The following is a 23,759-nucleotide window of genomic DNA, read 5'->3' on the forward strand; positions in this document are numbered from 1 at the left end:
GCAACAAAGTTTGAAACGCTGTTCGCGTCACTTCGCCGCGTGGAGCTGTCCGTCGCGGTAGAGATCGCGCAGCTTGCGCTTGAATATCTTGCCGGTGGCCTCGCGGGGCAGGGCGTCCAGGAACTGGATATCCCTCGGCACCTTGAAATTGGCGAGCTTGCCGCGCAGGAAATCCTTGATAGCGGCGACCGTGAGCGCCGCGCCGGTGTCCGGCTCGACGCAGGCGAACAGCCGCTCGCCATACTCATCGTCGGGAACGCCGAACACCGCGCAGTCGCGCACGCCGGCCATGCCGATCAGCGCATTCTCGATTTCGGCGGGATAGATGTTGACGCCGCCCGAGATCACCATGTCGCGCTTGCGGTCGCACAGGAACACATAGCCGTCGGCGTCGAGATAGCCGACGTCGCCGACGCTGACGAGGCCGTCGCGGTCGGCCTCGGCGCGTGCCTTGGCGTTGTCGTGATAGTCGAAATCCGATATCGCGGTCTGACGCATGAAGATTTCGCCGGGCTCGTTGACGTCGCACAGCGTGCCGTCGGGCCGGAAGATCTTGACGATGCCGCCCTCGATCGCGCGGCCGACGGTGCCGGGCTTCGCCAGCGCTTCCGCCGCCGAATGCCACACCGGGATGCCGGTCTCGGTGGCGCCGAGATATTCGTTCACCACCAGCCCCCACCAGTCGATCATTGCGCGCTTGACGTCAGGAGGGCATGGCGCAGCGCCGTGGACGATGAACCGCAGCGACGATAGGTCGTAGCGATGCCGTGTCTGCTCCGGCAGGCGCAGCAGCCGCACGAACATGGTCGGCACCATGTGCATATGGGTGACGCGGTGGCGCTCGACCAGTTGCAGCAAATCCTCGGGATCGAAGCGCGGTTCGAGCACGATGGTGCAGCCGTTGCGGAACGCGAGCATGCCGTAGGAGTGCGGGGCCGAATGGTACATCGGCCCGTTCATCAGGATCACCTGATCCTCGTTCGGCTTGATGCCAAAGGTGATGGCGCCGACGCGCGCGGCGCCCGCCTGCTGCTCCGGCCGCATCGGCTTGCGCAGTACGCCCTTCGGCAGGCCCGTGGTGCCCGAGGTGTAGAACATCGGCGCTGCGCCGATCGGCGCGTCGGCCAGCGGCTGCTGTGTGTCGCGCCAGCTGTCCCAATCGGTCATGCCATCAGGTACCCGTGCGAGTGCCGGCGCCACGCCATAGGTCGCGGCGATCTCAGGCGGGGTCGCAACGACCAGCAACTTGATCCCGGCCGGCAGGCCATCCCGGACCTGCGGCAACAGGTCGGCATGGCAGACCAGCGTATCGGCGCCAGAGTCGGAGAGGATGTAGGCGACCTCCTCGGCCTTCAGATGCCAGTTGATCGGCACCACCGGGCTGCCGAGCGCGGCCGCGGCGGCGACCACCTCGAACAGCGCAAAATCATTGCGCAGCATCATGCCGACCGGCTTGCCGCCCTGCACGCCGAGCGCCCGGAAACCATTGGCCGCCCGTGCGATGCGGGCGTGAATCTCGCCATAGCTGATGCGTCGCTCGCCGCTGATGATCATGGCGTGTTCTCTCGGCGCTCGCGCGAAGGTCAGGCGCTGGCCCGCAGGAAATTGCTGCGCGCTTCGGTGTACTCCGCCTTCAGCCGCGACACCAGTTCGGCGACCGGCGGTGCATCGGTGATCTGGCCGATGCCCTGGCCCGAGCCCCAGATGTCGCGCCAGGCCTTGGTCTTCATGTTGCCGCCGGAGCCGAAGTTCATCTTGGTTTTGTCAGCAGCCGGCAGATTGTTCGGATCGAGCCCGGCTGCGGCGATCGACGGCCCGAGATAATTGCCGTGAACGCCGGTGAACAGGTTCGAATAGACGATGTCGTGGGCGGCGTATTCGGTCAGCGCCTGTTTGTAGCCGAGATCGGCGTTGGCCTCCTCGGTCGCGATGAAGCGGGTGCCGATATAGGCGAGGTCGGCGCCGAGCGCGAGCGCGGAGGCGATACTCCAGCCGTCGGAGATCGCGCCCGATAGCAGGATCGTGCCCTTGAACCATTGCTTGACCTCGCGGACCAGCGCGAACGGCGACAGCGTGCCGGCGTGCCCGCCGGCGCCGGCGCAAACCAGGATCAGCCCGTCGACGCCCTGCTCGGCGGCCTTGCGTGCGTGCTTGACGTTGATGACGTCGTGGAACACCACGCCGCCATAGGAATGCGCGGCCTCGACGATCTCCAACGGCGGCCGCAGCGAGGTGATGATGACAGGCACCTTGTGCTTCACACAGGTGTCCATGTCGTGCATCAGCCGGTCGTTGGAGGCGTGGCAGATCTGGTTGACGGCGTAGGGCGCGACCTTCTTCTCCGGATGCAGCGCCTGGTACTCGCCGAGTTCGTTCTCGATCCGCGTCAGCCACTCGTCGAGCTTTTCGACCGGGCGGGCGTTCAGCGCCGGGAACGAGCCGACGATGCCGGCCTTGCACTGCGCGATCACGAGCTCGGGCCCGGACACGATGAACAGCGGCGAACCGACGACCGGCAGTTCAAGCTTGTTGGCGAGTGAAGCGGGTAGCGGCATCGTTCGGGGTCCTCGATGTGGACGTCGATCGGGGCTGATGGCCTGGCCGATAGCGTCTTGTTGGTGGCCGCGGCGGCGGCCCTGTTGCTGTGCAATATAAGGCTGGACGGCCGTCCTGCGACGTTCAATATTGAACAGTAGCTTGATCAAATATGAACGCCGGGGGCAGGGCGCATGGACTGGGATCTTTGCAAGACATTCGTCGCCGTTGCGGAGACGCGGAGCCTCGCCGGAGCGGCGCGCCGCCTGCGCATCAGTCATCCGACTGTGGGCCGCAATGTCGCGGCGCTGGAGAAGCAGTTGGGGACCCGCCTGTTTGCCCGTTCCGATGACGGGCTGTCGCTGACGTCGCACGGCCGCAAGTTCCGCGAGCACGCCGAGGCGATGGCCGCAGCTGCGTTGCGCGCGGAGGCCTCGGCGGCGGCGACCGGTGAGCAGGCCCGTGGTATCGTGAAACTATCGATCGGCGCGACGCTGGCCGCGCATTGGCTGATGCCGCGTCTCGGGCCGTTCCTGCGCGATCACGCCAACGTCCAGCTCGAAGTCATCACCCATCCATTTCCGGCCAGCGTACGCCGCCGCGAGGCCGACGTGGTGTTGCGTCCTGTCGATGCCGGGGACGAAAACCTGATTGGGCGCAAGATCGGACGGCTCGGCGCCGGCTTCTACGCCTCACGCGACTACGCGGCAGGGCGAAAGCTTCCAGAGCGGCGCGACGAGTGGAAGGGCCACAGCGTGATCGGCTTTGCCGACCAGGCCTCGAACGCGCATCTCGCACGTTGGAGCGATGCCATCACGCGGCAGGGCACGCTGGTGATGCGCTGCTCCTCGCAAGGCGACATGCTTGCGGCCGCGCGGGCCGGGCTCGGCATCTGCGCGCTGTCCTGCCTGGTGGCCGCGGATTATCCCGATCTGGTTCGGGTCGCGCCGCAAAAGCTCTCGAGCATCTCCGACCTCTGGCTGCTCGCGCATCCCGATCTGGTCGAACTGCCCGCGGTGCGCGCCGTGATCGGCTTCGTCACCGACTGCGCCCGCGCGGACCGGATTCGATTGCGCGGCTGACGGTGCAATTTTCACTCAGAATGGCCTGACTCGGTACCGTCAAGCCGGCTTGCAATGTCCGCTGTCCAAGGAAAACCGGAAGTGGCGCCGCGGAGGTGTTAGGTCTCGCTTTGACCCATAGCAGACTTTGGACGCATTTTTTAGCTAAGGTTCCCGCGCTCGTCCCGAGTTCAACTCCAGCTTCTTCACGGACGACCGACTATGCTCGTGCGCCTTTTCCATTCTGCAAGCGAGGCTGTGGGTACATTGCGCTCGGCATTCCCCACCTGCTCACAGAGGGTAGCGAGGCTCATTACTCGGACGCGCCAGCGCCGCAAGAATGCCATTGCATGTTCCGCGGCCGCCATCCCTGCGAATGGGGCCATACAGAAGGGCGCGAGCCGCCACATATCCGGTTCGGCGAGGCTACAAGTACGCTGTAGCACGACATCGTTTCCAATCTATAGTTGCATTATGATCTCGACCAGGACTAGAATGCGAACATTTCCTGTCGATTTTTGATTTTGCGTAGCGCTGTTTGAAAATGGAAGAGGGGCACGAATGGCAAAGGTGCGCTTCATTGAAAAGTTGGAAAAGTTCTTCAAGCACAAGGCAGCTCCGATCGAAGGTGACGGTGCGGCGACGAAAGCACCGGCCTCGGTAGCGCAGTTGCAGGGACTCATCGGAATCATTTCGGTCGGCATCGGAAACATTGCGGCGATCGTTACGCATGTCGATACGATCAGGAAGTTCGTTTCGGCGCATCTTGGCCCGGAATGGCTGTTCCGGTTGCATAATGTTCTCCTTTTTGGAGCGTCGGTATTGCTGCTCGTAGGCTATCTTTGCCTGAGCTACTGGCTCTATCTAAACTTTGTCAGGCGTCGGTCGAAGCTCACCCAGAGTGCCTTCTCGCTGCTAGCTCTTGTCGTTGTCAGCGTGACAGTGACCGGCTCCTACTATTTCTTTCGAGAAGTTGAAGTGAGGCCGATCGTCGAAGAACAAACGATCGGCGACGTTCAAAATGTTCTGAGTCAGCAGACCTTTAAGGAAGGTGCGGAGGGCGGCTTCAGGTTTTCTCAATCCGGTACATCTAATGATGTTCAAGGCTGGACGACTGCGCAGTGCCTTGCGGCGATCCTGCAACGAAAGGAAAATCTCACTAAGGACATGGGTCCGGCTTTACATCAAGCATTCGACTATCTCGAGCGTGAGCGCTTGACCAATCCCGATGACGGTTGGCCTTATATGCAAGGTATAAAGTGGGGAGTTACGGAAATCGATGCTTGGGTAGCACTAGCCTATTTGTATTCACTTCGCGACGAGGTTTCGGTGGCTGTCTGGAAGGCGGAGGAACTGCCCCAGGTGCGGGAGAGGACACGCTCCGTCCTGAAGCTGTTGCTGAAGCGGCAACACGACGACGGCAGCTGGTCCATTATCGAGAAGACTGATGATCCGCGTCACGTAAGAATGTATTCCACCATCATGGCGATGTGGGCGCTTTCGACTGCGGAAAAAAATGGCGACATTGTTTCGGGGCACGAAGCGGAATATGGCGGTGCCGTCGTATTGGGCGCCAAATGGCTTTTGACCGCCCACGCGTCCAACGCTGACTTAGGCTTTTCCGGATGGTGGCCAAATCCCTCCGTCGGCGGCGGAGTGGGAGAGCACCCCGGATTGACGGCTCACGTCCTTTTTGTGCTGGGTCAGGCCAAGGTCACACACGCGTTCATCGGAGCCGATTCCCGCTACAAGGAAGCGGTTGAAGCATTTCTGAAGGCGGCCACGGAAGGTGGCGACAACTTCGAATCCCTTATCAAGCGGAAGATTGGACAGAACGAGCAAGCGCACGACTCAGACCGATATCTGCCAGGTCGAACGGAGACGGCCGAACAAAGTACCTTTCTCTGGTACCCTTGGACCATTATCCTCAGTACTGCCTTGCAGAACGATTCAGGGTTGAAGGACTATCAGCGTGATCAGTTTAGGAAGCTTACCTACGCGCTGTTCAGGAGGATTGACGAGGAGATCAAGTTTGAGCGGAGCAATGAGGTGATATATCCCACGGCAGAGTTTTTGCTGGCGGAAGGATATTATCTCCAATCCATCAGTAAATCCCTAGCACCGAAGTGAGAGGTTGCGTTGAAGGTATTGGTGGTCTTTTCCCATCCCAGCCGCTGCAGTCTATGCGGCTCGATCCTTGCAGCGGTCTTGAAGGAATTGGAGATTCGAGGGGATGCGATCGAGCTGCTGGATCTCTACACCGACCGGTTTGATCCGGCTCTTTCACTCGACGACTGGGAGAATTATGAAGCCGCTTCAAACGAAAGCATTCGGCGGTACGTCGATCAAATTCAGACCGCGCAAGGGCTAATCTGGGTATTTCCGACCTGGAATTACGGATTGCCCGCTGTCCTCAAGGGTTACGTCGACAGGGTTTGGAAGCCGAATGTTGCGTTCAGGTTGAGCGCCGACCGCGACGTTATTTTCGATCTGTTCCCGCACATGAGGTTTTTCCTGGCGATCACCACGTTTGGTGGCGGATGGTTGCCTAATACGCTCATCGGAAATCCGTGCAAGCGAACAGTAGCGTCCGGTCTGCGACGGCATTTCTCTCGACGGACCCGTTTCAACTGGCTGGCACTGTACAATGTCGACAGGACCCAAGCTCATCGTGTTGATCGCTTCATGAAGAGAATTCAGTCGACCATCCGATCGTTGGCAGTGAATTAAAGTCCGATTCTGGACCCGAAGGAGGTCCAAACCATAGTCAGCCTTACGGCCAAGGGAGTTCGTCAGGCGTGCCACCGCCTGCGCGGGCATGACGTGAAGGTGTCTACTTTGGACACCCTAACTGGGTTGTGCGAAGCGCTAGAATCCGATTTTGAGTGCGGTCACCGAATGACCGCTTGTGGCCCATAGCAGACCAACCGGGCCGATCTGATAATGTCCGTTGATAGCGGCGGACTAGCACATGTCCATCGCGATACAATCATCCACGCCGTTTGTTGGTGCCGGTTTTCCCTTTGTCTGCGTTCTTTGCCATCGATAGCCCCGGCCGAGCATGCACTGCTTGAATGCAGCGGTATCCGCGAGACCTCGAATATCACCGGTCTGACTATAACAATAATCGAGCGCGGCCTGTGAGTCAGCGGCACCTCGCGGGTGGCCGTGCGGTCTGATCAGATCTCGGTACATTTCATTGACAACTTGGTCTGCGTGGGCAGTCGCGCCACTTGCCAGCAAAATGACTGAGATAACCATCGCCAATCGCATGATCGCAACCTTTGACTATTGAATGACCCTTCAATAGTTGGTCACGTTCATTACCGCTCCGGTTCGACACTCCGGCGGTTTTCACGGTGCCCACCGCAACAACGGCGCGGGCGGGGCTCGGCATCCGCGCAATGTCCTGCCTGGTGGCCGCCGACTATCCCGAACTGGTCCGGGTCGCGCCGCAAAAGCTCTCAAGCCTCTCCGACCTCTGGCTGCTCGCGCATCCCGATCTGGTCGAACTTCCGGCAGTGCGCGCCGTGATCGGCTTCGTCACCGACTGCGTCCGCGAGGATCGCGTCCGGCTGCGCGGCTAACGGTGCAATTTTCACTCAGAAAGGCCTGACTCGGTACCGTCAAGCCGGGTTGCAAAGTCCGCTGTCCGATGAAAACCGGACGTGGCGCCGCGGAGGTGTCAGGTGTCGCTTTGACCCACAGCTGACGTGGTTCCGGGGTGAGCGATGTCCGTACCTGGATGAAAAGCAGACATCCATAACATTCGATTGCGATTGACCGCTATTGGCGCGAAGCGGCCATTGGGCGAAGCGTTCACGTCGGCTTACCGGCACAAGCCGACTTGCGGCGTAAAGCAACAAGCTAAATCTTCTACTTCACGGTTACCGCCATTTTCACTGACGGATGGATGTTACACCGGACCCTGTAAGCTCCGGCCTTGTCGAACTTATAGCTAAGCAGCTTGCCCGGCTTTTGCAGGCCCAGATCCATGTTCTCATCGGTTCCGGGCCCGAAGATATGAATGTTGTGTATGACGTCGTCGTCGTTGGTGAAGCTTAGTCGATCACCCTTGGTCAGCGACACCGACGCCGTGTTCAAGGCCAGCCCACGCTGGATCACTGTAATCGTGGTCGCCGCCGGTACGGCAACGACCAGTCCCATCAAAATGGCGATGGCGATTGCGAGGCGAATGGGCATATTGACTCCTTTGAAGGCTGGCGCGGCTAGAATTTCACCGCGGTCCAGAGACTGAAGTAGAAGTGATCGTTTCTGTTGGCATTGGCGTAGCTGCCGTCAAAGCTGAAGTACTTCACGTACTGCACGGCCAGCCGCACATTCATGTTCTGAAACGGCGAATCGGGCTTGCCCCAGGGTACGTAGGCGACTTCGACGATCATGCCGTCCGAGTTGGGGCTGCCGTTCGGCGTGGCCCAGTAAGCGGCGTCGGCCATGCCAACGGTGCGGAAATACTGCATTGAAGGCGTGACCGTGGCCGCGATGCTGTAGGAGACATCGAAGCGCATCGTGTCCAGCCAATGATCCGAGAACGCCCCCAGCGCCAGCGCGTCGCCCCACGCCAATTTTGCGGTCTCGTGAATATAGGTCGCATGCGCCGACAATCTGTCGCTGGTCACCTTGGCGGGATCGGAGATGAACTGGTACGTCGCATCGACCGCGATATCGGTTTTGTGGACATTGAATCCGAGGGTCTGGCCGCCACCAGGAACGACATTGGCTGACAGGGCATAGGCGCCGATCTCCGCGTGATGCTTCTTGTCTCCCCAATCCTTGATCATGGCAACGCGTGCATACGGGAGAAAGGACGTGGTTTGGTCGCCGTCGTCCGGCACCTGGCCCAGCGCAGTCATCGCGGGTGCGCTGAGGCCCCTGTAGGCATCGCCCTCCAGGTAGAGGAAGTCGTTCCACATCGTGTAGACGCCGACGCCGGCGACGCGCTGTCCGAGACCGCCGTCGACCAGGGTCGAAGCCGTCGGTGTCGGCGCCAGCGCCGATTGGTTGTACGGGAATCCCCAGGCCGGCGTCGAGTTCCAGGGGTCCTGAACGGTCGGGTTGTTGTTGACCGTGACGCCTATGAGTACGTCCTGGCCGAACAACTGACCCTCGCTCACGTGGCGAATATCGACATTGTTCAGCGCAGCCTTCTGGGCCACGCCGTCGTAGTTCAGCTCGATGAAGCCGCCGACCTCGGGCGCAATTTGTCCCGCATAGTAGAGCGACAATTGATCGAACGCGAAGTTGTCGTTGTCCCTGAATCCGGGCGCGGCCCCGCCGGGCTGTGGCTGCATCGTGTGAGTGAAGGAGGATTGCGTCGTCATCGCCAGCGGCAGTCCATGGTCCTTGCCATCGTTGGCGGTATAGCCATGCAACTTGAAGTCGCGACCATAAGGGGTCAGTTGCGGGCCGAATGCTCCGATATGGCAGGCGGCGCAAGGTTGGCCAGTCTGAATCGCGAAAGACGGTACAGCGAGCGCCGGTCCAGCCATCATCGGGACTGCAAGCAGCGTCATCGGCGCCAGGATACGCAAACCCCGGGCAAAAATGCGCGCGACCGGCTTGCCCATCCAGGCTTTTGATTGGCGCGCTATGGTCCTGCGCAACAAGTCCAAAAACATGTTCCGCATCTCGAGATCTGAGTACCAACCCGCGAAGCCAGTGAATCCGAATATGGTTAATGGTCCGTCAAATGAAGCTCTGGAGCCTCAAATGACAACGAACGGCAGGCCGTCCGCAGCGATCGTTAGCCGGCTAAACGGATCGAAACGGATTGGAATTTTGGCCCACTGGCCGATCGTCCACCTCACTTTAACTCAAGGGGTTTAGCGTCTCCCGGTTCGGGCCAATACGGCTGGGGGAGCGATCAAGTGGCGTCGGCTGAAATTGATGTGGGAGCGGAACAGGCCCCGGATCATCCCGACCGGCATTCTGGCCGGCCAGGCGACCGATACGCCATCTCGTTTCGTCGGCAATTCCTGGTCGTCACGGTCTGCCTGCTGGCGGTCAATCTCATGATCGGACTCTTCGCGCGCCACCAGCAACGCGCGATCATCGATTATGCCGTCAACGTATATGACACCGCCTTTATCTCCACCAACTATGTCAGTCTCGCGCAGATCGCGTTTCAGCATTATATCGACGAACAGTCCCGCGCCATAGGACCGGACCAGGCGTCCAAGGCCAACGAACTTCTCGAAACTGTGCTCGACGATATCGACGTTGCCATCGAAAGGTCGAGCTCGCACCTTACGCGCGCCGAAGGACTAGAACTCAGGACGAATATTTCCGAGCTCCTCAAGCTTGGCGTCGACTCCCCGGAGTTACGGAGTCTGACGGACGATGTTCAACAAAAATTGGAGCGGCTGCATCAGAACAATTCGGCCATTGGCCTGCAGGCGCGAGACGACATCGAAGCGTTTTCCTACAGGTCCGATTTGCTGCTGCTGGCTTCAACCCTCACCAGCATTATGTTGGCGGGGCTGGTCCTGCTGGTGACCCATCGCATGATCCGATCGTTGAATCAGCGATCGAGTGACCGTCTTTACGCGGCTCTGGAAGGCATGCCGCAAGGTCTCACCATGTTCGACGATAAGCAGCGCCTGATCATCTGCAACGCAGAATTTGGTGCGATGTATGGACTCGGTGTCGGGCTGATTGAGCCCGGCACCCCGCTTCGAGCCATTCTGGAACACCGGATGGAGAATGGAACAGCCGCGATCAACGCCGAGAATTTTGTAGAAGAGGAATTGGCGTCGGCGTCCCAACCGACGGCCATCGCTTTGGAGCATCAACTGCAGGATGGACGCACGATTGCATTGACCAAGGCGCCTCTGAGCACCGGTGGTGCGGTTACCATCCACATGGATGTGACCGAAAAACGAAATTCAGAGAAGCAGATTGCGTTCCTAGCACATCACGACGCGCTGACCGGATTGGCAAACCGCGTTCAATTGCGCGAACATATCGACAAGATTCTGGAAAAAGTCAGGCGTGGCGGAACGGCGTCCGTCCTCTGTCTGGATCTCGACAACTTCAAGATCATCAACGACACGCTCGGCCACTCCGTTGGGGACGCATTGCTGTGTGCGGTTTCCAAGCGAGTGCGCGATCTGGTGCGCGACAGAGATCTGGTCTCCCGGACCGGTGGCGACGAGTTTTCGATCGTGCAATTCGGCACGGATCCGCCGATGGAAGCCTCTGCTGCGCTGGCTGCCCGCATCGTCGAGGCTCTGAGCGCGCCATTTGAGCTCGGCGATCATCACGTTGTCATTGGCGCGAGCGTTGGAATTGCAATTGCACCTGACGACGGCGACAGCGCGGACCAGCTTTTGAAGAATGCCGACATGGCATTGTATCGTTCCAAGGAAGAAGGGCGCGGAAGGTTCCATTTCTTTGAACCTGAAATGGACATCAAGGCCCAGACCCGGCGCGTTCTCGAGCTCGATCTTCGCAGTGCGATCGCTGCGGGAGAGTTCGAAGTATTTTACCAGCCTATTGTCAATCTCGCGGAAAACAGGATTACCGGATTTGAAGCACTGCTGCGCTGGAACCATCCAACCCGTGGAAGGGTCGCGCCAAATGACTTCATTCCGCTGGCTGAGGAAACAGGGCTAATTGGTGCGATCGGCGAGTGGGTGATCCGGCAGGCTTGTGCCGAGGCGAGGAGATGGCCGTCCGATACGAGGGTGGCGGTCAACGTCTCACCAGTGCAATTCCGTAACAAAACGTTGGTCCTTGCTGTTGTGTCCGCTTTGGCGGCCTCGGGATTGCGCCCAGATCTATTGGAGCTCGAGATCACCGAGACCGTATTGATGAACAACAACGAGGCAACGTTGGCGGCGCTGCACCAGTTGCGAGCCCTAGGCGTCAGGATATCGATGGACGACTTCGGGACCGGATACTCGTCGTTAAGTTACCTCCGCAGCTTCCCGTTCGATAAAATAAAGATCGATCAGAGTTTCGTTCGGGACCTTTCCGAAAGACCCGACTCTATCGCAATCATTCGCGCGGTCGCAGGGCTTGGCCAAAGTTTCGGCATGACCACGACAGCAGAAGGCGTCGAAACCCAGGAGCAATTGGATCAGATGCGCGCGGAGGGGTGTAGCGAGGTGCAGGGATACTTCTACAGCAGGCCCGTGCCGGCTAGCGAGATCGCCCAGCTACTGATTGGCTTCCAGGAACGAGTCCGGGCGGCGGCGTAGTCGCCGCCTTTCCCGATCTACGATCATGCGGCGCCCATCAGGCCGTAATGTCCAAAGGCGCTTTTGCGCGAGCGCGCAGAGCGACCGCTTCTGGCGACTTTTGCAACAAAATCGGCCCATAGCAGACCAACCAGGCCGATCTGATGATGTCCGTTGATAGCGGCGGACCGGAAGTAGCTGGCAAGAGAAACGCATGTTTCGGCCAAACTGCCCGGTAGCGCAAGGTCGCTACGGCCAGGTCCCCCCGCCAAATCCCGGTCCTGCGAGCGGGCCCCATTCTTACTTTGCATGGGGTTGTTTTCGATATTTTGTATCTGGGCCCTAGGTGCGCCGCCGAAGGGCGCTGGACCCCGTCTGGGACACGCGACCCCGATCTATTGCGCAAGCACACCTTCGCGCTTTTTCAGTACGCGATAGTAGCTCCACCACAGATGCGCGGCGGCGCCACGCAGCGGACGCCATGGTTCGGCGAGTGGCGCCATCTGCTTTGGCGTCGGCCGCTCCTTCAGCCCGAGGCCGACCTTGACCGCCTCCTGCACGGCGAGGTCGCCGGCCGGCCAGGCGTCGCCATGGCCGAGGCAGAACAGCAGATAGACGTCGGCGGTCCATGGGCCGATGCCGGGCAGCGCGGTCAGCGTGTTGTGCGCGGCGTCAGCCTCTTCATTGGCGAGCACGTCGAGGTTCAGCCGCTCCTCAGTGAGCTCGCGCGCGATGTGCTTCAGCGTCTTGATCTTGGCCGCAGATAGCCCGAGCCGGCCGAGCCGGTCGGCGCGGGCTTTGCGGATCGCGTCATGATGGAACGGATCGAACGCCGTGCTGACGCGTCCCCAGATCGCCGCGGCGCTGGCGGTCGAGAGCTGCTGGCCGCAGACGATCGCGGCCAGTCCCGCAAAGCCCGGCTCGCGCTGCCGGATCGCCGGCATGCCGGTCAATTCAAGGATCGGCCGTAGCCGACGGTCCTGATCGACGAGCTTGTGGATGGCGTCGTCGAGGTCGGCCTGGGTTTCGAGGTGGATCAGCATGGGGGACCGGCATCTACTCGTCATGCATGGGCTTGACCCGCGCATCCATCTTCTAACTGAGTCTTGTTTAGATGGATCGCCGGGCATAGGCGAGCGGAAGCGACGCCGTCCTTCAGACGGCTGTGCCCGGCAATGACGCGCGACCCATAGCCATGTCACAAATTTTCCGTTTTGCGCCGAGCCCGAACGGTGACCTGCATCTCGGCCATGCCTACTCGGCGCTGCTCAATTTCGAGCTGGCGCGGCGGTCGGGCGGGCGTTTGCTGCTGCGGATCGAGGACATCGACACGACGCGCTGCCGGCCGGAGTTCGAGGAGGCGATTTACGAGGACCTCGCCTGGCTCGGCATCGCCTGGGAGACGCCGGTGCGGCGGCAGTCGGAGCATCTTGCCACCTATCGCCAGGCGATCGATCGCCTCTCGGCGCAGGGACTGATCTATCCGAGCTTCGAGAGCCGCGCCGAGATCGCGCGGCTTGTCGCCGACAAGGAAGCCCGCGGCGCTTGGCCGCGCGATCCCGATGGGGCGCCGCTCTATCCGGGCACGGCCAAATCGCTGCCATCCGAGGAGCGCGGCCGCCTGATCGAACAGGGCGTGCCTTTCGCCCTGCGGCTCGACATGGCGGCTGCGTTGGCGCGCGCAGGCCATCCGCGCTGGCGCGAGCAGGGTGAAGGCCCCGCCGGCCAAACCGGCGACGTCACCGCCCGGCCCGAAGCCTGGGGCGACGTCATCCTGGCGCGCAAGGAGATCCCGACCAGCTACCATCTCTCGGTCGTGATCGACGACGCCCTGCAGGGGGTCACCGATGTGGTGCGTGGACAGGACCTGTTCTGGTCGACCAGCGTCCATCGCCTTTTGCAGGATCTGTTCGGTCTGTCCCCACCGGCCTACCGGCATCACCCGCTGATCCGCGACGCGGCCGGGCAAAAGCTCGCGAAATCGACCCGGGCGACCGGGCTGCGCGAATTGCGGGCGGCGGGCGCGAGCCCGGCCGACATTCGCCGCCTGGTCGGCCTGCCGTAGTTTTGCGGTTGGTAATCAGGCGGCGCCGCCGTGACTCCGAGGCTGCGGGCGTGGCATGCTGGTTCCCGGGCAGGGACAACGGAGATTATGGCGGTACCATCGCGCGGACGGCGCAGCTCGCGGCAACTGAGAAAGAAGCCGCCGAAGAAGCGTGCCCCGGCGAAGGCCAAGCCGCGCCGCAAGCCTGCTCTCGCAAAACCCGATCCCGGCATGATCGAAACCGCGCTCGCCGCCTTTGCCCATGAGGTGCGGACGCCGCTGACCGGGATCCTCGCGATCAGCAATCTGCTCGCGACCTCCGATCTCGGCGAGCGCGAGCGGCGCTGGGTCGACACCATCAAGGCCGGCGCGGAACATCTGGCGAGCCTTGCGACGGTGTTCGTCGACGCCGCCCGGAGCGAGGGGCCGGGGCTCGAGGTCCGGCAGGATTTCTTCGATCTGCGCACGCTGGCGCGGAACGTGGGCGACTCACTGTCCGGCCGCGCTGCGGCCAAGGGGCTGCAGGCCTCCGTCGAGATATCGAACAAATTGCCCGCCTTCGCGGTCGGTGATCCCGTCCGCCTGCGCGCGGCGCTGGAAAACCTGATCGACAATGCCGTCAAGTTCACCGAGCAGGGGCGCGTGGCGCTGCATGCCGCGCCGGCCCGCGCGCCCAAGGGCAAGATCGGTGTCGTCTTCGCGATCTCCGACAGCGGCATCGGTCTGACGCTCAAGGATGCGAAGCGGCTGTACCGGCCGTTCTCGCAGGCCAATGTTTCGATCGCCGCGCGGTTCGGCGGCGCCGGGCTCGGCCTGTCGTCGGTCAAGCAGCTCGCGCGCGCCATGGGCGGCGACATCGTTGCAACCGAGCGCAAGGGCGGCGGCACCGTGTTCACGCTGAATGTGTTGCTGACACCGGCGCAGGGACCGGTCACCATCATGTCTGACGTTGACGCGGCCGGGGAAGCGACGCAGCCGCTGCGGCTGCTCAGCGTCGAGGACAATCCGTTCGGCCGCGTCGTGCTCAACACCATCCTGACCGAACTCGGGCATCATACTGAATTTGTCGGTCAGGGCGAAGCCGCGCCCGATCGGCTCGGCCAGGGCGCCTTCGACGCGGTGCTGATGGACATGGTGCTGCCGGGCATCGGCGGGGTCGAGGCGATCAGGCGCATCCGCGCGCTGCCGGCGCCGCACGGCCGGATCGCGATCATCGGGATTTCCGGCCGGGCTGAAGACGACGCTGCCGCGCGTACCGCCGGCGCCGACGGCTTCCTGGTCAAGCCTGTGTCTCCGCGGGCGCTAGCGACTGCGCTGCTTGAAGCGACACGCCGCGCGGCAGCCGCGACTTGATGATCGCCGCATTCAGCTCGCCGCCATAGACGAAGATCGCGGCGATGAAATACATGAACACCAGCGCGATGATCACCGAGGCGAGCCCCGCATACATCGTGACGTAATTGTTGGCGAAGCGCGCCAGATACATGCCGAACCCGATGCCCGAGATCAACGACGCCACCACGGTGAAGATGATGCCGGGCAGGATCTGCAGGAAGCCGCGGCGGCCGGCCGGCAGCCAGGCATGCAGGAAGAAGAGCACGACGATCAGCGCCAGGGTCGTGACGCCGTAGCGGGCGGTATTGAGCAGGCTCTCGTTGGATTCGACGAAGAATGGAATATGGCGCCGCGCCGCTTCAAGGAACAGCGGTCCGAGCACGATCAGGAACGCCATCGCCAGCGAGGTGACCGCCGCGACCAGCGTGTAGCCGATCGATTCCAGCCGTAGCCAGTACCAGCGCCGCGGCTCGGCCATGGCATAGGCGCGGTTCAGCGCCACCCGCAGCGCCTCGACACCGTTGGAGGCGAAGTAGACCGCAAGCACGGCGCCGATGGTGAGGATGTCGCCGCGGGTCGTGGTCAGCACCTCGTGGATCTGGCCGGACAGGGCGTCGGCGACCTGCTGCGGCCAGACCTGCAACAACAGCCCGACGGCCTGGTCGGCGAGTTCCTTGGACCCGAAAAAGCCGGCCAGCGACGTCAGCACGATCAGGAACGGAAACAGCGCCATCAGGGTCGACAGCGCGATATGGCTCGCGATCGCCCAGCCGTCGTCGGCGAGGAACGTGTAAAAGGCATCCATCACGACGTGGGTGACGTAACGAAGCTGCTTCACATTCCACCCGGCGAACGGCTCGATCCGAAAACAGGCCCAGCTTGTGATATTACGCGGCAAAATGCCAGTTGGTTGCATCGCCGGGGTGTGTGGAAGTCTGCCCCACGCGGTGTTATGTACCGTCGATGACATCCCTTCTCAGCATGATCGTCCTTCCCATCGCCGTCGCCGCCGTGGCGCTGGTGCTGCTGCTCGGCCTCGTCAACATGATGAGGGGCGGCTCGCCGAACCGTTCGCAGAATTTGATGCGATGGCGCGTCCTGCTGCAGTTCATCGCGATCGTCATCACCATGGTCACGGTCTGGGCGATGGGGCACTAGAGCGTTTTCGAGCGAAGTGGATACCGGTTCGCGTAAAGAAAACGCGCCAAAAGAAGAATCTAGAGCCCCGTTCCGATTCCATCGGAACGGAAGTGGCTCTAGAGCGCGATGCGCAAACCCTAGGAGACCACGACGATGGTCGTTCTCAATCGGATCTACACGCGCACCGGCGACGATGGCACCACCGCGCTCGGCTCCGGCGAGCGCCGCCCGAAATACGATCTGCGCGTAGCGGCCTATGGCACGGTCGACGAGACCAACGCTGCGATCGGCGTGGTGCGGCTGCATCTGGCTGACGCGCGCGAGCTCGATGCGATGCTGGGGCGGATCCAGAACGATTTGTTCGATCTCGGCGCCGACCTCGCGGTGCCCGCGCGCGAGGGCAAGGCTGAGCGCTTGCGGATGCTGGCGAGCCAGGTCGAGCGGCTCGAGCGCGACATTGACAGCCTGAACGACCAGCTCGCGCCGCTGACCTCGTTCGTGCTGCCCGGCGGCACGCCGGCGTCTGCATATCTGCATCTCGCCCGCACCATATGTCGCCGGGCGGAACGGATCATGGTGGAACTCGCCGCCCAGCCGGACGAGCCGGTGAATGCCGCTGGCATCCAGTATATGAACCGGCTGTCGGATTTCCTGTTCGTTGCCAGCCGCTTCCAGAACAACAAGGGGGCCGGGGACGTGCTGTGGGTGCCGGGCCAGAACCGCTAGCTAGACCGGCTCAAATTCGGGGGGCCGATTTTTGACTTTCGCGCGTTGACCGGGGGTAGCGGGACCTTTAGGTTCCGCGCCAGCCAATGGAAACCCATAAAATCAAAGCGAAAGAGGATCGATGAAGGTTCTTGTGCCGGTAAAGCGGGTCGTCGACTACAACGTCAAGGTCCGCGTCAAGAGCGACGGATCGGGCGTGGAGCTCGGCAACGTCAAGATGTCGATGAACCCGTTCGATGAAATCGCCGTCGAGGAAGCGCTGCGGCTGAAGGAAGCCGGCAAGGCGACCGAGGTGGTGGTGGTGTCGATCGGACCCGCACAGGCCTCGGAGACCATTCGCACCGGCCTCGCGATGGGCGCCGACCGCGGCATCCTCGTGAAGGCGGACAGCATTGTTGAGCCGCTTGCGGTCGCCAAGATCCTGAAGGCAGTGGTCGATGCGGAGAAGCCAGGCCTCGTCATTCTCGGCAAACAGGCGATCGACGACGATAGCAATCAGACCGGCCAGATGCTGGCTGCGCTGCTGGGCTGGTCGCAGGCGACCTTCGCCTCCAAGCTCGAAGTCGATGGTTCCGACTTCAAGGTCACGCGCGAGATCGACGGCGGCCTGCAGACCATCAAGCTCAAGGGCCCGGCGATCGTCACCACCGACCTGCGCCTCAACGAGCCGCGCTACGCGTCGCTGCCCAACATCATGAAGGCGAAGAAGAAGCCGATCGACGACAAGAGCGCGGCTGACTATGGCGTCGATCTCACGCCGCGCCTGGAAGTGCTGAAGACCACGGAACCGGCAGGCCGCAAGGCGGGCGTCAAGGTCAAGGACGTCGCCGAACTCGTGAACAAGCTCAAGACCGAAGCCGGGGTTATCTGATGACGACGCTGCTGATTGCCGAACATGACCACGAGACCCTGAAGGATTCGACCAACAAGGCGCTGACCGCAGCGAGCCAGCTCGGCGGCGACGTGCATGTGCTGGTCGCCGGCGGTGGCCAGGGCACCAAGGCGGCGGCAGAAGCCGCGGCCAAGCTCGATGGCGTGAAGAAGGTGCTGGTCGTCGAAGGTCCCGCCTATGAACATGACCTCGCCGAGCCTCTGGCCGCGCTGATCGTCTCGCTGGCGCCCGGCTATGACGCATTCGTTGCGCCCGCGACCTCGCGCTTCAAGAACGTGATGCCGCGCGTCGCAGCCCTGCTCGACGTGATGCAGGTCTCGGAGATCATCAAGGTGGTCGCGCCCGACACCTATGAGCGGCCGATCTATGCCGGCAACGCAATCCAGACCGTGAAGTCCAAGGACGCCAAGAAGGTCATCACGGTGCGCACCTCGACCTTCGCCGCCGCAGGTGAAGGCGGCAGCGCGTCGATCGAAAACGCTGCGTCGGCGGCGGATCCGGGCCTGTCATCGTTCGTCGGCGAAGAGGTCGCCAAGAACGATCGTCCCGAGCTGACCTCGGCGAAGATCATCGTCTCCGGTGGCCGCGCCATGCAGAGCCGGGAGAATTTCGCAAAATACATCGAGCCGCTCGCCGACAAGCTCGGCGCCGGCGTCGGCGCCTCGCGCGCCGCGGTCGATGCCGGCTATGCGCCGAACGACTGGCAGGTTGGCCAGACCGGCAAGGTGGTGGCCCCGGAACTCTATGTCGCGATCGGCATCTCCGGCGCGATCCAGCATCTGGCCGGCATGAAGGACTCCAAGGTGATCGTCGCCATCAACAAGGATGAGGACGCACCGATCTTCCAGGTCGCCGATTATGGCCTGGTCGCCGACCTCTACCAGGCGGTTCCAGAGCTGACCGAAGCGCTCGGCAAGCTCGGAAAGTAAGCGACAAGACACCGGCCGGATGGCTAAGCTCCGGCCGGTGTTACATTTTAGGGCGTCTTCCGGCGAATTGGGCACCCGGAAGGCTGCGCTTTCGGGTATCGTTGGGATTGGGCAGGCGCTGTGAGCGCGCCGTTCCGGTGGATGGCAAGATGACGGTGGCAATCAAGAAAGTCGGCGTGATCGGTTCGGGCCAGATGGGCAACGGTATTGCCCATGTGGCGGCGCTGGCCGGCTTCGACGTGGTGCTCAACGACGTTTCCGCCGACCGGCTGAAGTCGGCGCTGGCCACGATCAACGGCAATCTGACGCGCCAGGTTTCGAAGAAAATCATCAGCGAGGCCGAGCGCAAGCAGACGCTCGACCACATCACGTCAGCCGAGACGCTTGATGCGCTGGCGGACTGCGATCTGGTGATCGAAACCGCGGTCGAAAAGGAAGAGACCAAGCGCAAGATCTTTCACGACCTCTGCGCGACGCTGAAGCCCGAGGCGATCGTCGCTTCCAACACCTCGTCGATTTCGATCACGCGGCTTGCGGCCTCGACCGACCGTCCCGAACGCTTCATCGGCATTCATTTCATGAATCCGGTGCCGCTGATGGAGCTGGTCGAATTGATCCGCGGCATCGCCACCGACGACAAGACGTTCGACGCCGCCAAAGCCTTCGTCGGCAAGCTCGGCAAGCAGGTCGCGGTCTCCGAGGATTTTCCGGCCTTCATCGTCAACCGCATCCTGCTGCCGATGATCAACGAGGCGATCTACACGCTCTATGAGGGCGTCGGCAATGTCGAGGCGATCGACGCGGCGATGAAGCTCGGCGCGCATCATCCGATGGGACCGCTCGAGCTTGCCGATTTCATCGGCCTCGATACCTGCCTGTCGATCATGCAGGTGCTGCACGAGGGCCTCGCCGACTCGAAGTATCGGCCGTGCCCGCTGCTGGTGAAATATGTCGAGGCCGGCTGGCTCGGGCGCAAGACCCAGCGCGGCTTCTACGACTATCGCGGCGACAAGCCGGTCCCGACCCGCTAAAGCGCGATGAGACTTGGTTGAAGCTTCATCGCGCTTTAGCTTCTTGTTTGCGCATGATCTTTTCGGAAAACCGCTTCACACTTTTCCGGATCTTGCGCTAGGGATTTTTACTTCCGGTATGCTGCGGTCGCGAAGGCGCATTTGCCTTTTGGCAGGCCTGACGGCCATTCCGCGGGCGCGCTTGACTTGATCCGCACAGGGCTTATCGAAAACCAATCTCCGCGCCGACCGCGCGCCTAGCAGGGTTTTGACCGATGGACGCTCATTCGAAGACCGCCTTCTCTCGTCGCCCCACGGAACGGCCGGTGGCGGCTGACGTCAGGGCGGGCCTGTTGAAGGATCCGGGCTTCGGCAAGGTCTTCACGGACCACATGGTGACGATCCGCTGGACCAAGGATCGCGGCTGGCACGACGCCGAGGTGCGCGGCCGCGCGCCGATCACGCTCGATCCGGCCGCCGCCGTCCTGCACTACGGCCAGGAAATCTTCGAGGGGCTGAAGGCCTATAACCTCAGTGACGGCTCGATCGCGCTGTTCCGCCCGGATCAGAACGCCCGCCGCTTCCAGCAATCGGCTGCCCGCATGGCCATGCCCGAGGTGCCGGAAGCCATGTTCCTGCAGGCGGTCGACGAACTGGTGAAGATCGATTCGGCCTGGATCCCGCAGGGCGACGGCAGCCTCTATCTGCGGCCCTTCATGTTCGCGACCGAAGCCTTCCTCGGCGTCCGTCCGTCCCACGAATATCTGTTCATCCTGATCGCGAGTTCGGTCGGCTCCTATTTCAAGGGCGGCGAGAAGCCGGTCACGGTGTGGCTGACCGACCGCTACACCCGCGCCGCCGAGGGCGGCACCGGTGCGGCCAAATGCGGCGGCAATTATGCGTCGAGCCTGCTCGCACAGGCCGAAGCCATGGAGAACGGCTGCGATCAGGTCGTATTCCTCGATGCGGCCGAGCATCGCTGGGTCGAGGAGCTCGGCGGCATGAACGTCTTCCTGGTCATGGACGACGGCTCGCTGGTGACGCCGCCGCTGTCGGGCACGATCCTGCCCGGCATCACGCGCGACGCCATCATCACGCTGGCGCGCAAGGACGGCCGCACGGTCCGAGAGGAGCGCTATTCGATCGATCAGTGGCGCGCGGATGCTGCGAGCGGCAGACTGAAGGAAGCGTTCGCCTGCGGCACCGCCGCCGTCGTTGCCTCGATCGGCAGGATCAAGAGCAGCGCGGGCGACATCGTGATTTCAGACGCTGCGACCGGCCCGGTCACGGCCGCCATCAAGGCGAAGCTGGTCGGCATCCAGCGCGGCGACGTCGCCGACGAATTCGGCTGGGTGCACCGGATCAAATAGGCCATCTGCTGCGCCACGAAATGCTGCGTCAGCGTGACGCGGCCGGCCCTACCATGCGTTAACTTTCCCGCGTTACGCCAAGGTCGTTTTGGGAGTACCGCGTATGGATATGATGAGCATGGTCAGCAGCATCCTGTCGATGCAGCAGGGCAATTTGCAGGGCCAGATCGCGACGACGGTGATGAAGCAGAACCTCGACGCGGAAAAATCAGCGGTTCAGACCCTGCTCGGCACCGGCACGCCGTCATCAACCAATCTCGGCCCGGGCATCGGCGGCAACCTCAACGTCACAGCCTGAAATCTAGAATCCAGCCGAGGCCGGCTGCACCGCGGCCTTGAGCAGCGTGATGGCGTCGTCGCTGGCCCATTCGGCGGGGCCGGCAATATTGGCGATCTCGCAGCCCTTGGCATCGACCAGCACCGAGGTCGGCATCCCCAGCGCCTTGCCTATATTCTTAAGATCCTGAAAGACCTTGGCTTTCTGGTCGCTGAAATAGCCCAGATTGGTCAGATTGGCCTCTTTCAGGAAGTTTCGGGGCTTATCGGGGTCGCGGGTGTCGATGTTGATCGCGACCACCTCGAAATCCTTGCCGCCGAGCTTGGTCTGCAGGCTGTCGAGTGCCGGCATCTCCCTGCGGCAGGGCACGCACCAGGTGGCCCAGAGGTTCACCAGCACGGTCTTGCCGCGGAAGTCCGACAGCTTCTTCGGCTGGCCGTTGGCGTCCTCGAAGGCGAGGTCAGGCAATAGGAGGGGTGTGGTGGCCATGGCCAGCGCCGCGACCTCGCCATGGGCCAGCGGGGCGATCTTGTTCGCCAGAGCCACCGCGCCGTTGCAGGCGACATCGCCAGCGGCGGGGCGCTTGAGGCTCGAAACCCCGATATAGCCAACGACGGCCCCGACCAGCACCGCGCCGATCACGAGCGGGATGCGCCGCGTGGCGGTCGACTTGGCAGTCGGTTCGGGTGAGGGCGTTTCGGGCATATCGTTTGTCATCCTGGGCCAGATGTGGCTATGCAATGCCGGGAATTACGTTCGGAACCTATGCGCCGTTTCGCCGATCTGGCCAGGAAACGGCGTGGCCTGAATACAAAGTCGTGAGCGAGAAGTCATGAGCAACAAGATGTGGGGCGGCCGGTTCTCGGAGCGTCCCGATGCGATCATGGAGGAAATCAACGTCTCCATCGACGTCGATCGTCACCTTTATGCCCAGGACATCGCCGCGTCCAAGGCCCACGCAGCCATGCTTGCCGCGCAAGGCATCATCACCGCGGGTGATGCGAAAAATATCGGCAAAGGTCTAGACACGATTTTGTCAGAAATCTCCAAGGGCGATTTCGACTTCAAGCGCGCGCTCGAGGACATTCATATGAATGTCGAGTCGCGGTTGTCGGAGCTGATCGGGCCGGCCGCGGGCAGGCTGCACACCGCGCGCTCGCGCAATGACCAGGTCGCGACCGATTTCCGGCTCTATGTCCGCGATACGATCGACGAGACTGACGCGGCGCTGGCCGCGTTCCAGCACGCGCTGGTGACCCGCGCGCTCGAGCATGCCGGCACCGTGATGCCGGGCTTCACCCATCTGCAGACCGCGCAGCCGGTGACCTTCGGCCATCATCTGCTCGCCTATGTCGAGATGGCGTCCCGCGACCGCGGCCGCTTTGCGGATACGCGCAAGCGGCTGAACGAATCGCCGCTGGGCGCCGCCGCGCTCGCCGGCACGTCGTTTCCGATCGACCGTGCCGCGACGGCCAAGGCGCTCGGCTTCGATCGTCCGATGGCCAATTCGCTCGATGCGGTCTCCGATCGCGATTTCGTGCTGGAGACGCTGTCGGCCGCCTCGATCTGCGCCGTGCATCTGTCGCGTTTTGCCGAAGAGATCGTGATCTGGACCTCGCCTTTGGTCGGTCTGGTCAGGCTCAGCGACAAGTTCACGTCAGGCTCATCGATCATGCCGCAGAAGCGCAACCCGGATGCGGCCGAACTGGTCCGCGCCAAGACCGGTCGCGTGATCGGCGCGCTCACCGCGCTCCTGATCGTGATGAAGGGCCTGCCGCTCGCCTATCAAAAGGACATGCAGGAGGACAAGCAGGGCGCGATGGAAGCCTTCGCCGCGCTGTCGCTCGCGATCCGCGCCATGACCGGCATGGTCGAGGACCTCGTGCCCGACGAAGGCCGCATGAAGGCAGCCGCGGGCGAAGGCTATGCTACCGCGACTGATCTCGCCGACTGGCTGGTGCGCACCCTCAAAATGCCGTTCCGCGACGCCCATCACGTCACCGGGCGTATCGTCGGCCTCGCTTCCAACCAGGGCATAGCGCTGCACGAATTGCCTCTGGCCGCGATGCAGGAGGTCGAACCCAAGATCACCGCGGATGCGCTGAAGGTGCTCAGCGTGGAGTCCTCGGTGAAGAGCCGGACCTCATTTGGCGGGACGGCGCCGAAGAATGTGCTGGCGCAGGCCAAAGCCTGGGCCAAGCGGCTGGAAAAAGAGCGAAAGTTGGGCTGAACAGAGCGT

At 62.2% G+C, this 23,759-nt stretch carries 21 protein-coding genes and 1 pseudogene; 15 read left to right on the forward strand and 7 right to left on the reverse strand.

The annotated features are described in order from the left end of the window. Positions 1 to 27: 27 nt before the first annotated feature. Complete coding sequence (locus tag UP09_RS10710; protein ID WP_283806003.1) at positions 28 to 1,587, reverse strand: acyl-CoA synthetase; 1,560 nt, start codon at positions 1,585 to 1,587, stop codon at positions 28 to 30. Further along, positions 1,584 to 2,555 carry an NAD(P)H-dependent flavin oxidoreductase gene (locus UP09_RS10715; protein ID WP_044538123.1) on the reverse strand — a complete coding sequence of 324 codons (972 nt, stop codon included), beginning with the start codon at positions 2,553 to 2,555 and terminating at the stop codon, positions 1,584 to 1,586. The genes UP09_RS10710 and UP09_RS10715 overlap by 4 nt, the downstream gene beginning before the upstream one ends. A 174-nt stretch (positions 2,556 to 2,729) precedes the next feature. On the opposite strand from UP09_RS10715, the gene UP09_RS10720 reads away from it, so the two are divergent. The 4 genes and pseudogenes from UP09_RS10720 to UP09_RS10735 all read left to right on the forward strand — a co-directional run. Continuing rightward, complete coding sequence (locus UP09_RS10720; protein WP_044538124.1) at positions 2,730 to 3,617, forward strand: LysR family transcriptional regulator; 888 nt, start codon at positions 2,730 to 2,732, stop codon at positions 3,615 to 3,617. Positions 3,618 to 4,157: 540 nt separating this feature from the next. Next, the gene (locus tag UP09_RS10725) at positions 4,158 to 5,726 is read left to right on the forward strand and encodes a prenyltransferase/squalene oxidase repeat-containing protein (RefSeq protein WP_044538125.1); all 1,569 of its coding nucleotides are present in this window, start codon (positions 4,158 to 4,160) and stop codon (positions 5,724 to 5,726) included. A 9-nt stretch (positions 5,727 to 5,735) separates the two neighbouring features. After that, complete coding sequence (locus tag UP09_RS10730; protein ID WP_044538126.1) at positions 5,736 to 6,326, forward strand: NAD(P)H-dependent oxidoreductase; 591 nt, start codon at positions 5,736 to 5,738, stop codon at positions 6,324 to 6,326. A 650-nt stretch (positions 6,327 to 6,976) separates the two neighbouring features. After that, positions 6,977 to 7,183, forward strand: a pseudogene (locus UP09_RS10735) (LysR family transcriptional regulator); the annotation flags it as partial. Positions 7,184 to 7,472: 289 nt separating this feature from the next. Here the strand turns inward: UP09_RS10735 and UP09_RS10740 are convergent. Both UP09_RS10740 and UP09_RS10745 read right to left on the reverse strand, forming a co-directional pair. After that, positions 7,473 to 7,799 (reverse strand): cupredoxin domain-containing protein, encoded by a 327-nt coding sequence (locus UP09_RS10740; protein WP_044538128.1) that lies wholly within the window; start codon positions 7,797 to 7,799, stop codon positions 7,473 to 7,475. 26 nt (positions 7,800 to 7,825) lie between these two features. Beyond that, positions 7,826 to 9,184: a hypothetical protein gene (locus tag UP09_RS10745; RefSeq protein ID WP_052833050.1), complete on the reverse strand. Its 1,359-nt coding sequence runs from the start codon at positions 9,182 to 9,184 to the stop codon at positions 7,826 to 7,828. 300 nt (positions 9,185 to 9,484) lie between these two features. On the opposite strand from UP09_RS10745, the gene UP09_RS10750 reads away from it, so the two are divergent. Next, positions 9,485 to 11,818: a putative bifunctional diguanylate cyclase/phosphodiesterase gene (locus UP09_RS10750; protein WP_052833051.1), complete on the forward strand. Its 2,334-nt coding sequence runs from the start codon at positions 9,485 to 9,487 to the stop codon at positions 11,816 to 11,818. Positions 11,819 to 12,192: 374 nt separating this feature from the next. On the opposite strand, the gene UP09_RS10755 is transcribed toward UP09_RS10750, so the two are convergent. Further along, positions 12,193 to 12,840 carry a DNA-3-methyladenine glycosylase family protein gene (locus tag UP09_RS10755; protein WP_044538129.1) on the reverse strand — a complete coding sequence of 216 codons (648 nt, stop codon included), beginning with the start codon at positions 12,838 to 12,840 and terminating at the stop codon, positions 12,193 to 12,195. Positions 12,841 to 12,992: 152 nt separating this feature from the next. Between UP09_RS10755 and gluQRS the strand changes: the two genes are divergently transcribed. Both gluQRS and UP09_RS10765 read left to right on the forward strand, forming a co-directional pair. Next, the gene (gene gluQRS, locus UP09_RS10760) at positions 12,993 to 13,862 is read left to right on the forward strand and encodes a tRNA glutamyl-Q(34) synthetase GluQRS (protein WP_044538130.1); all 870 of its coding nucleotides are present in this window, start codon (positions 12,993 to 12,995) and stop codon (positions 13,860 to 13,862) included. An 87-nt stretch (positions 13,863 to 13,949) separates the two neighbouring features. After that, on the forward strand, positions 13,950 to 15,194 hold the full coding sequence (locus tag UP09_RS10765) for an ATP-binding protein (RefSeq protein WP_044538131.1): 1,245 nt from the start codon (positions 13,950 to 13,952) through the stop codon (positions 15,192 to 15,194). Here UP09_RS10765 and UP09_RS10770 read toward each other — a convergent pair. Further along, positions 15,121 to 15,981, reverse strand: a complete 861-nt coding sequence (locus tag UP09_RS10770) for a YihY/virulence factor BrkB family protein (protein ID WP_502689041.1) — start codon at positions 15,979 to 15,981, stop codon at positions 15,121 to 15,123. The two genes, UP09_RS10765 and UP09_RS10770, sit on opposite strands and share 74 nt — an antisense overlap. 158 nt (positions 15,982 to 16,139) lie before the next feature. On the opposite strand from UP09_RS10770, the gene UP09_RS10775 reads away from it, so the two are divergent. The 7 genes from UP09_RS10775 (at position 16,140) to UP09_RS10805 (ending at position 21,541) form a co-directional block, all read left to right on the forward strand. Next, on the forward strand, positions 16,140 to 16,334 hold the full coding sequence (locus tag UP09_RS10775) for a twin transmembrane helix small protein (RefSeq protein ID WP_044538134.1): 195 nt from the start codon (positions 16,140 to 16,142) through the stop codon (positions 16,332 to 16,334). Positions 16,335 to 16,469: 135 nt separating this feature from the next. Further along, entirely contained in the window at positions 16,470 to 17,042 is a 573-nt protein-coding gene (locus tag UP09_RS10780) for a cob(I)yrinic acid a,c-diamide adenosyltransferase (RefSeq protein WP_044538135.1), read from the forward strand. Positions 17,043 to 17,163: 121 nt separating this feature from the next. Further along, on the forward strand, positions 17,164 to 17,913 hold the full coding sequence (locus UP09_RS10785) for an electron transfer flavoprotein subunit beta/FixA family protein (protein ID WP_044538136.1): 750 nt from the start codon (positions 17,164 to 17,166) through the stop codon (positions 17,911 to 17,913). Continuing rightward, entirely contained in the window at positions 17,913 to 18,863 is a 951-nt protein-coding gene (locus UP09_RS10790) for an electron transfer flavoprotein subunit alpha/FixB family protein (RefSeq protein WP_044538137.1), read from the forward strand. Before UP09_RS10785 ends, UP09_RS10790 begins: the two co-directional genes overlap by 1 nt. A gap of 149 nt (positions 18,864 to 19,012) precedes the next feature. Beyond that, on the forward strand, positions 19,013 to 19,894 hold the full coding sequence (locus UP09_RS10795; protein ID WP_044538230.1) for a 3-hydroxybutyryl-CoA dehydrogenase: 882 nt from the start codon (positions 19,013 to 19,015) through the stop codon (positions 19,892 to 19,894). A gap of 254 nt (positions 19,895 to 20,148) precedes the next feature. Further along, positions 20,149 to 21,243 (forward strand): branched-chain amino acid aminotransferase, encoded by a 1,095-nt coding sequence (locus tag UP09_RS10800; RefSeq protein WP_044538138.1) that lies wholly within the window; start codon positions 20,149 to 20,151, stop codon positions 21,241 to 21,243. A gap of 103 nt (positions 21,244 to 21,346) precedes the next feature. Continuing rightward, positions 21,347 to 21,541: a YjfB family protein gene (locus UP09_RS10805; RefSeq protein WP_044538139.1), complete on the forward strand. Its 195-nt coding sequence runs from the start codon at positions 21,347 to 21,349 to the stop codon at positions 21,539 to 21,541. 3 nt (positions 21,542 to 21,544) lie between these two features. Here the strand turns inward: UP09_RS10805 and tlpA are convergent, their stop codons facing one another. Next, positions 21,545 to 22,225, reverse strand: a complete 681-nt coding sequence (gene tlpA, locus UP09_RS10810) for a thiol:disulfide interchange protein TlpA (RefSeq protein WP_044538231.1) — start codon at positions 22,223 to 22,225, stop codon at positions 21,545 to 21,547. A gap of 127 nt (positions 22,226 to 22,352) precedes the next feature. Between tlpA and argH the strand changes: the two genes are divergently transcribed. Continuing rightward, entirely contained in the window at positions 22,353 to 23,750 is a 1,398-nt protein-coding gene (gene argH / locus UP09_RS10815; RefSeq protein WP_044538140.1) for an argininosuccinate lyase, read from the forward strand. Positions 23,751 to 23,759: the final 9 nt, after the last annotated feature.

Origin of the sequence: Bradyrhizobium sp. LTSP885, from assembly GCF_000938305.1 — a bacterium.
GTDB lineage: Bacteria > Pseudomonadota > Alphaproteobacteria > Rhizobiales > Xanthobacteraceae > Bradyrhizobium.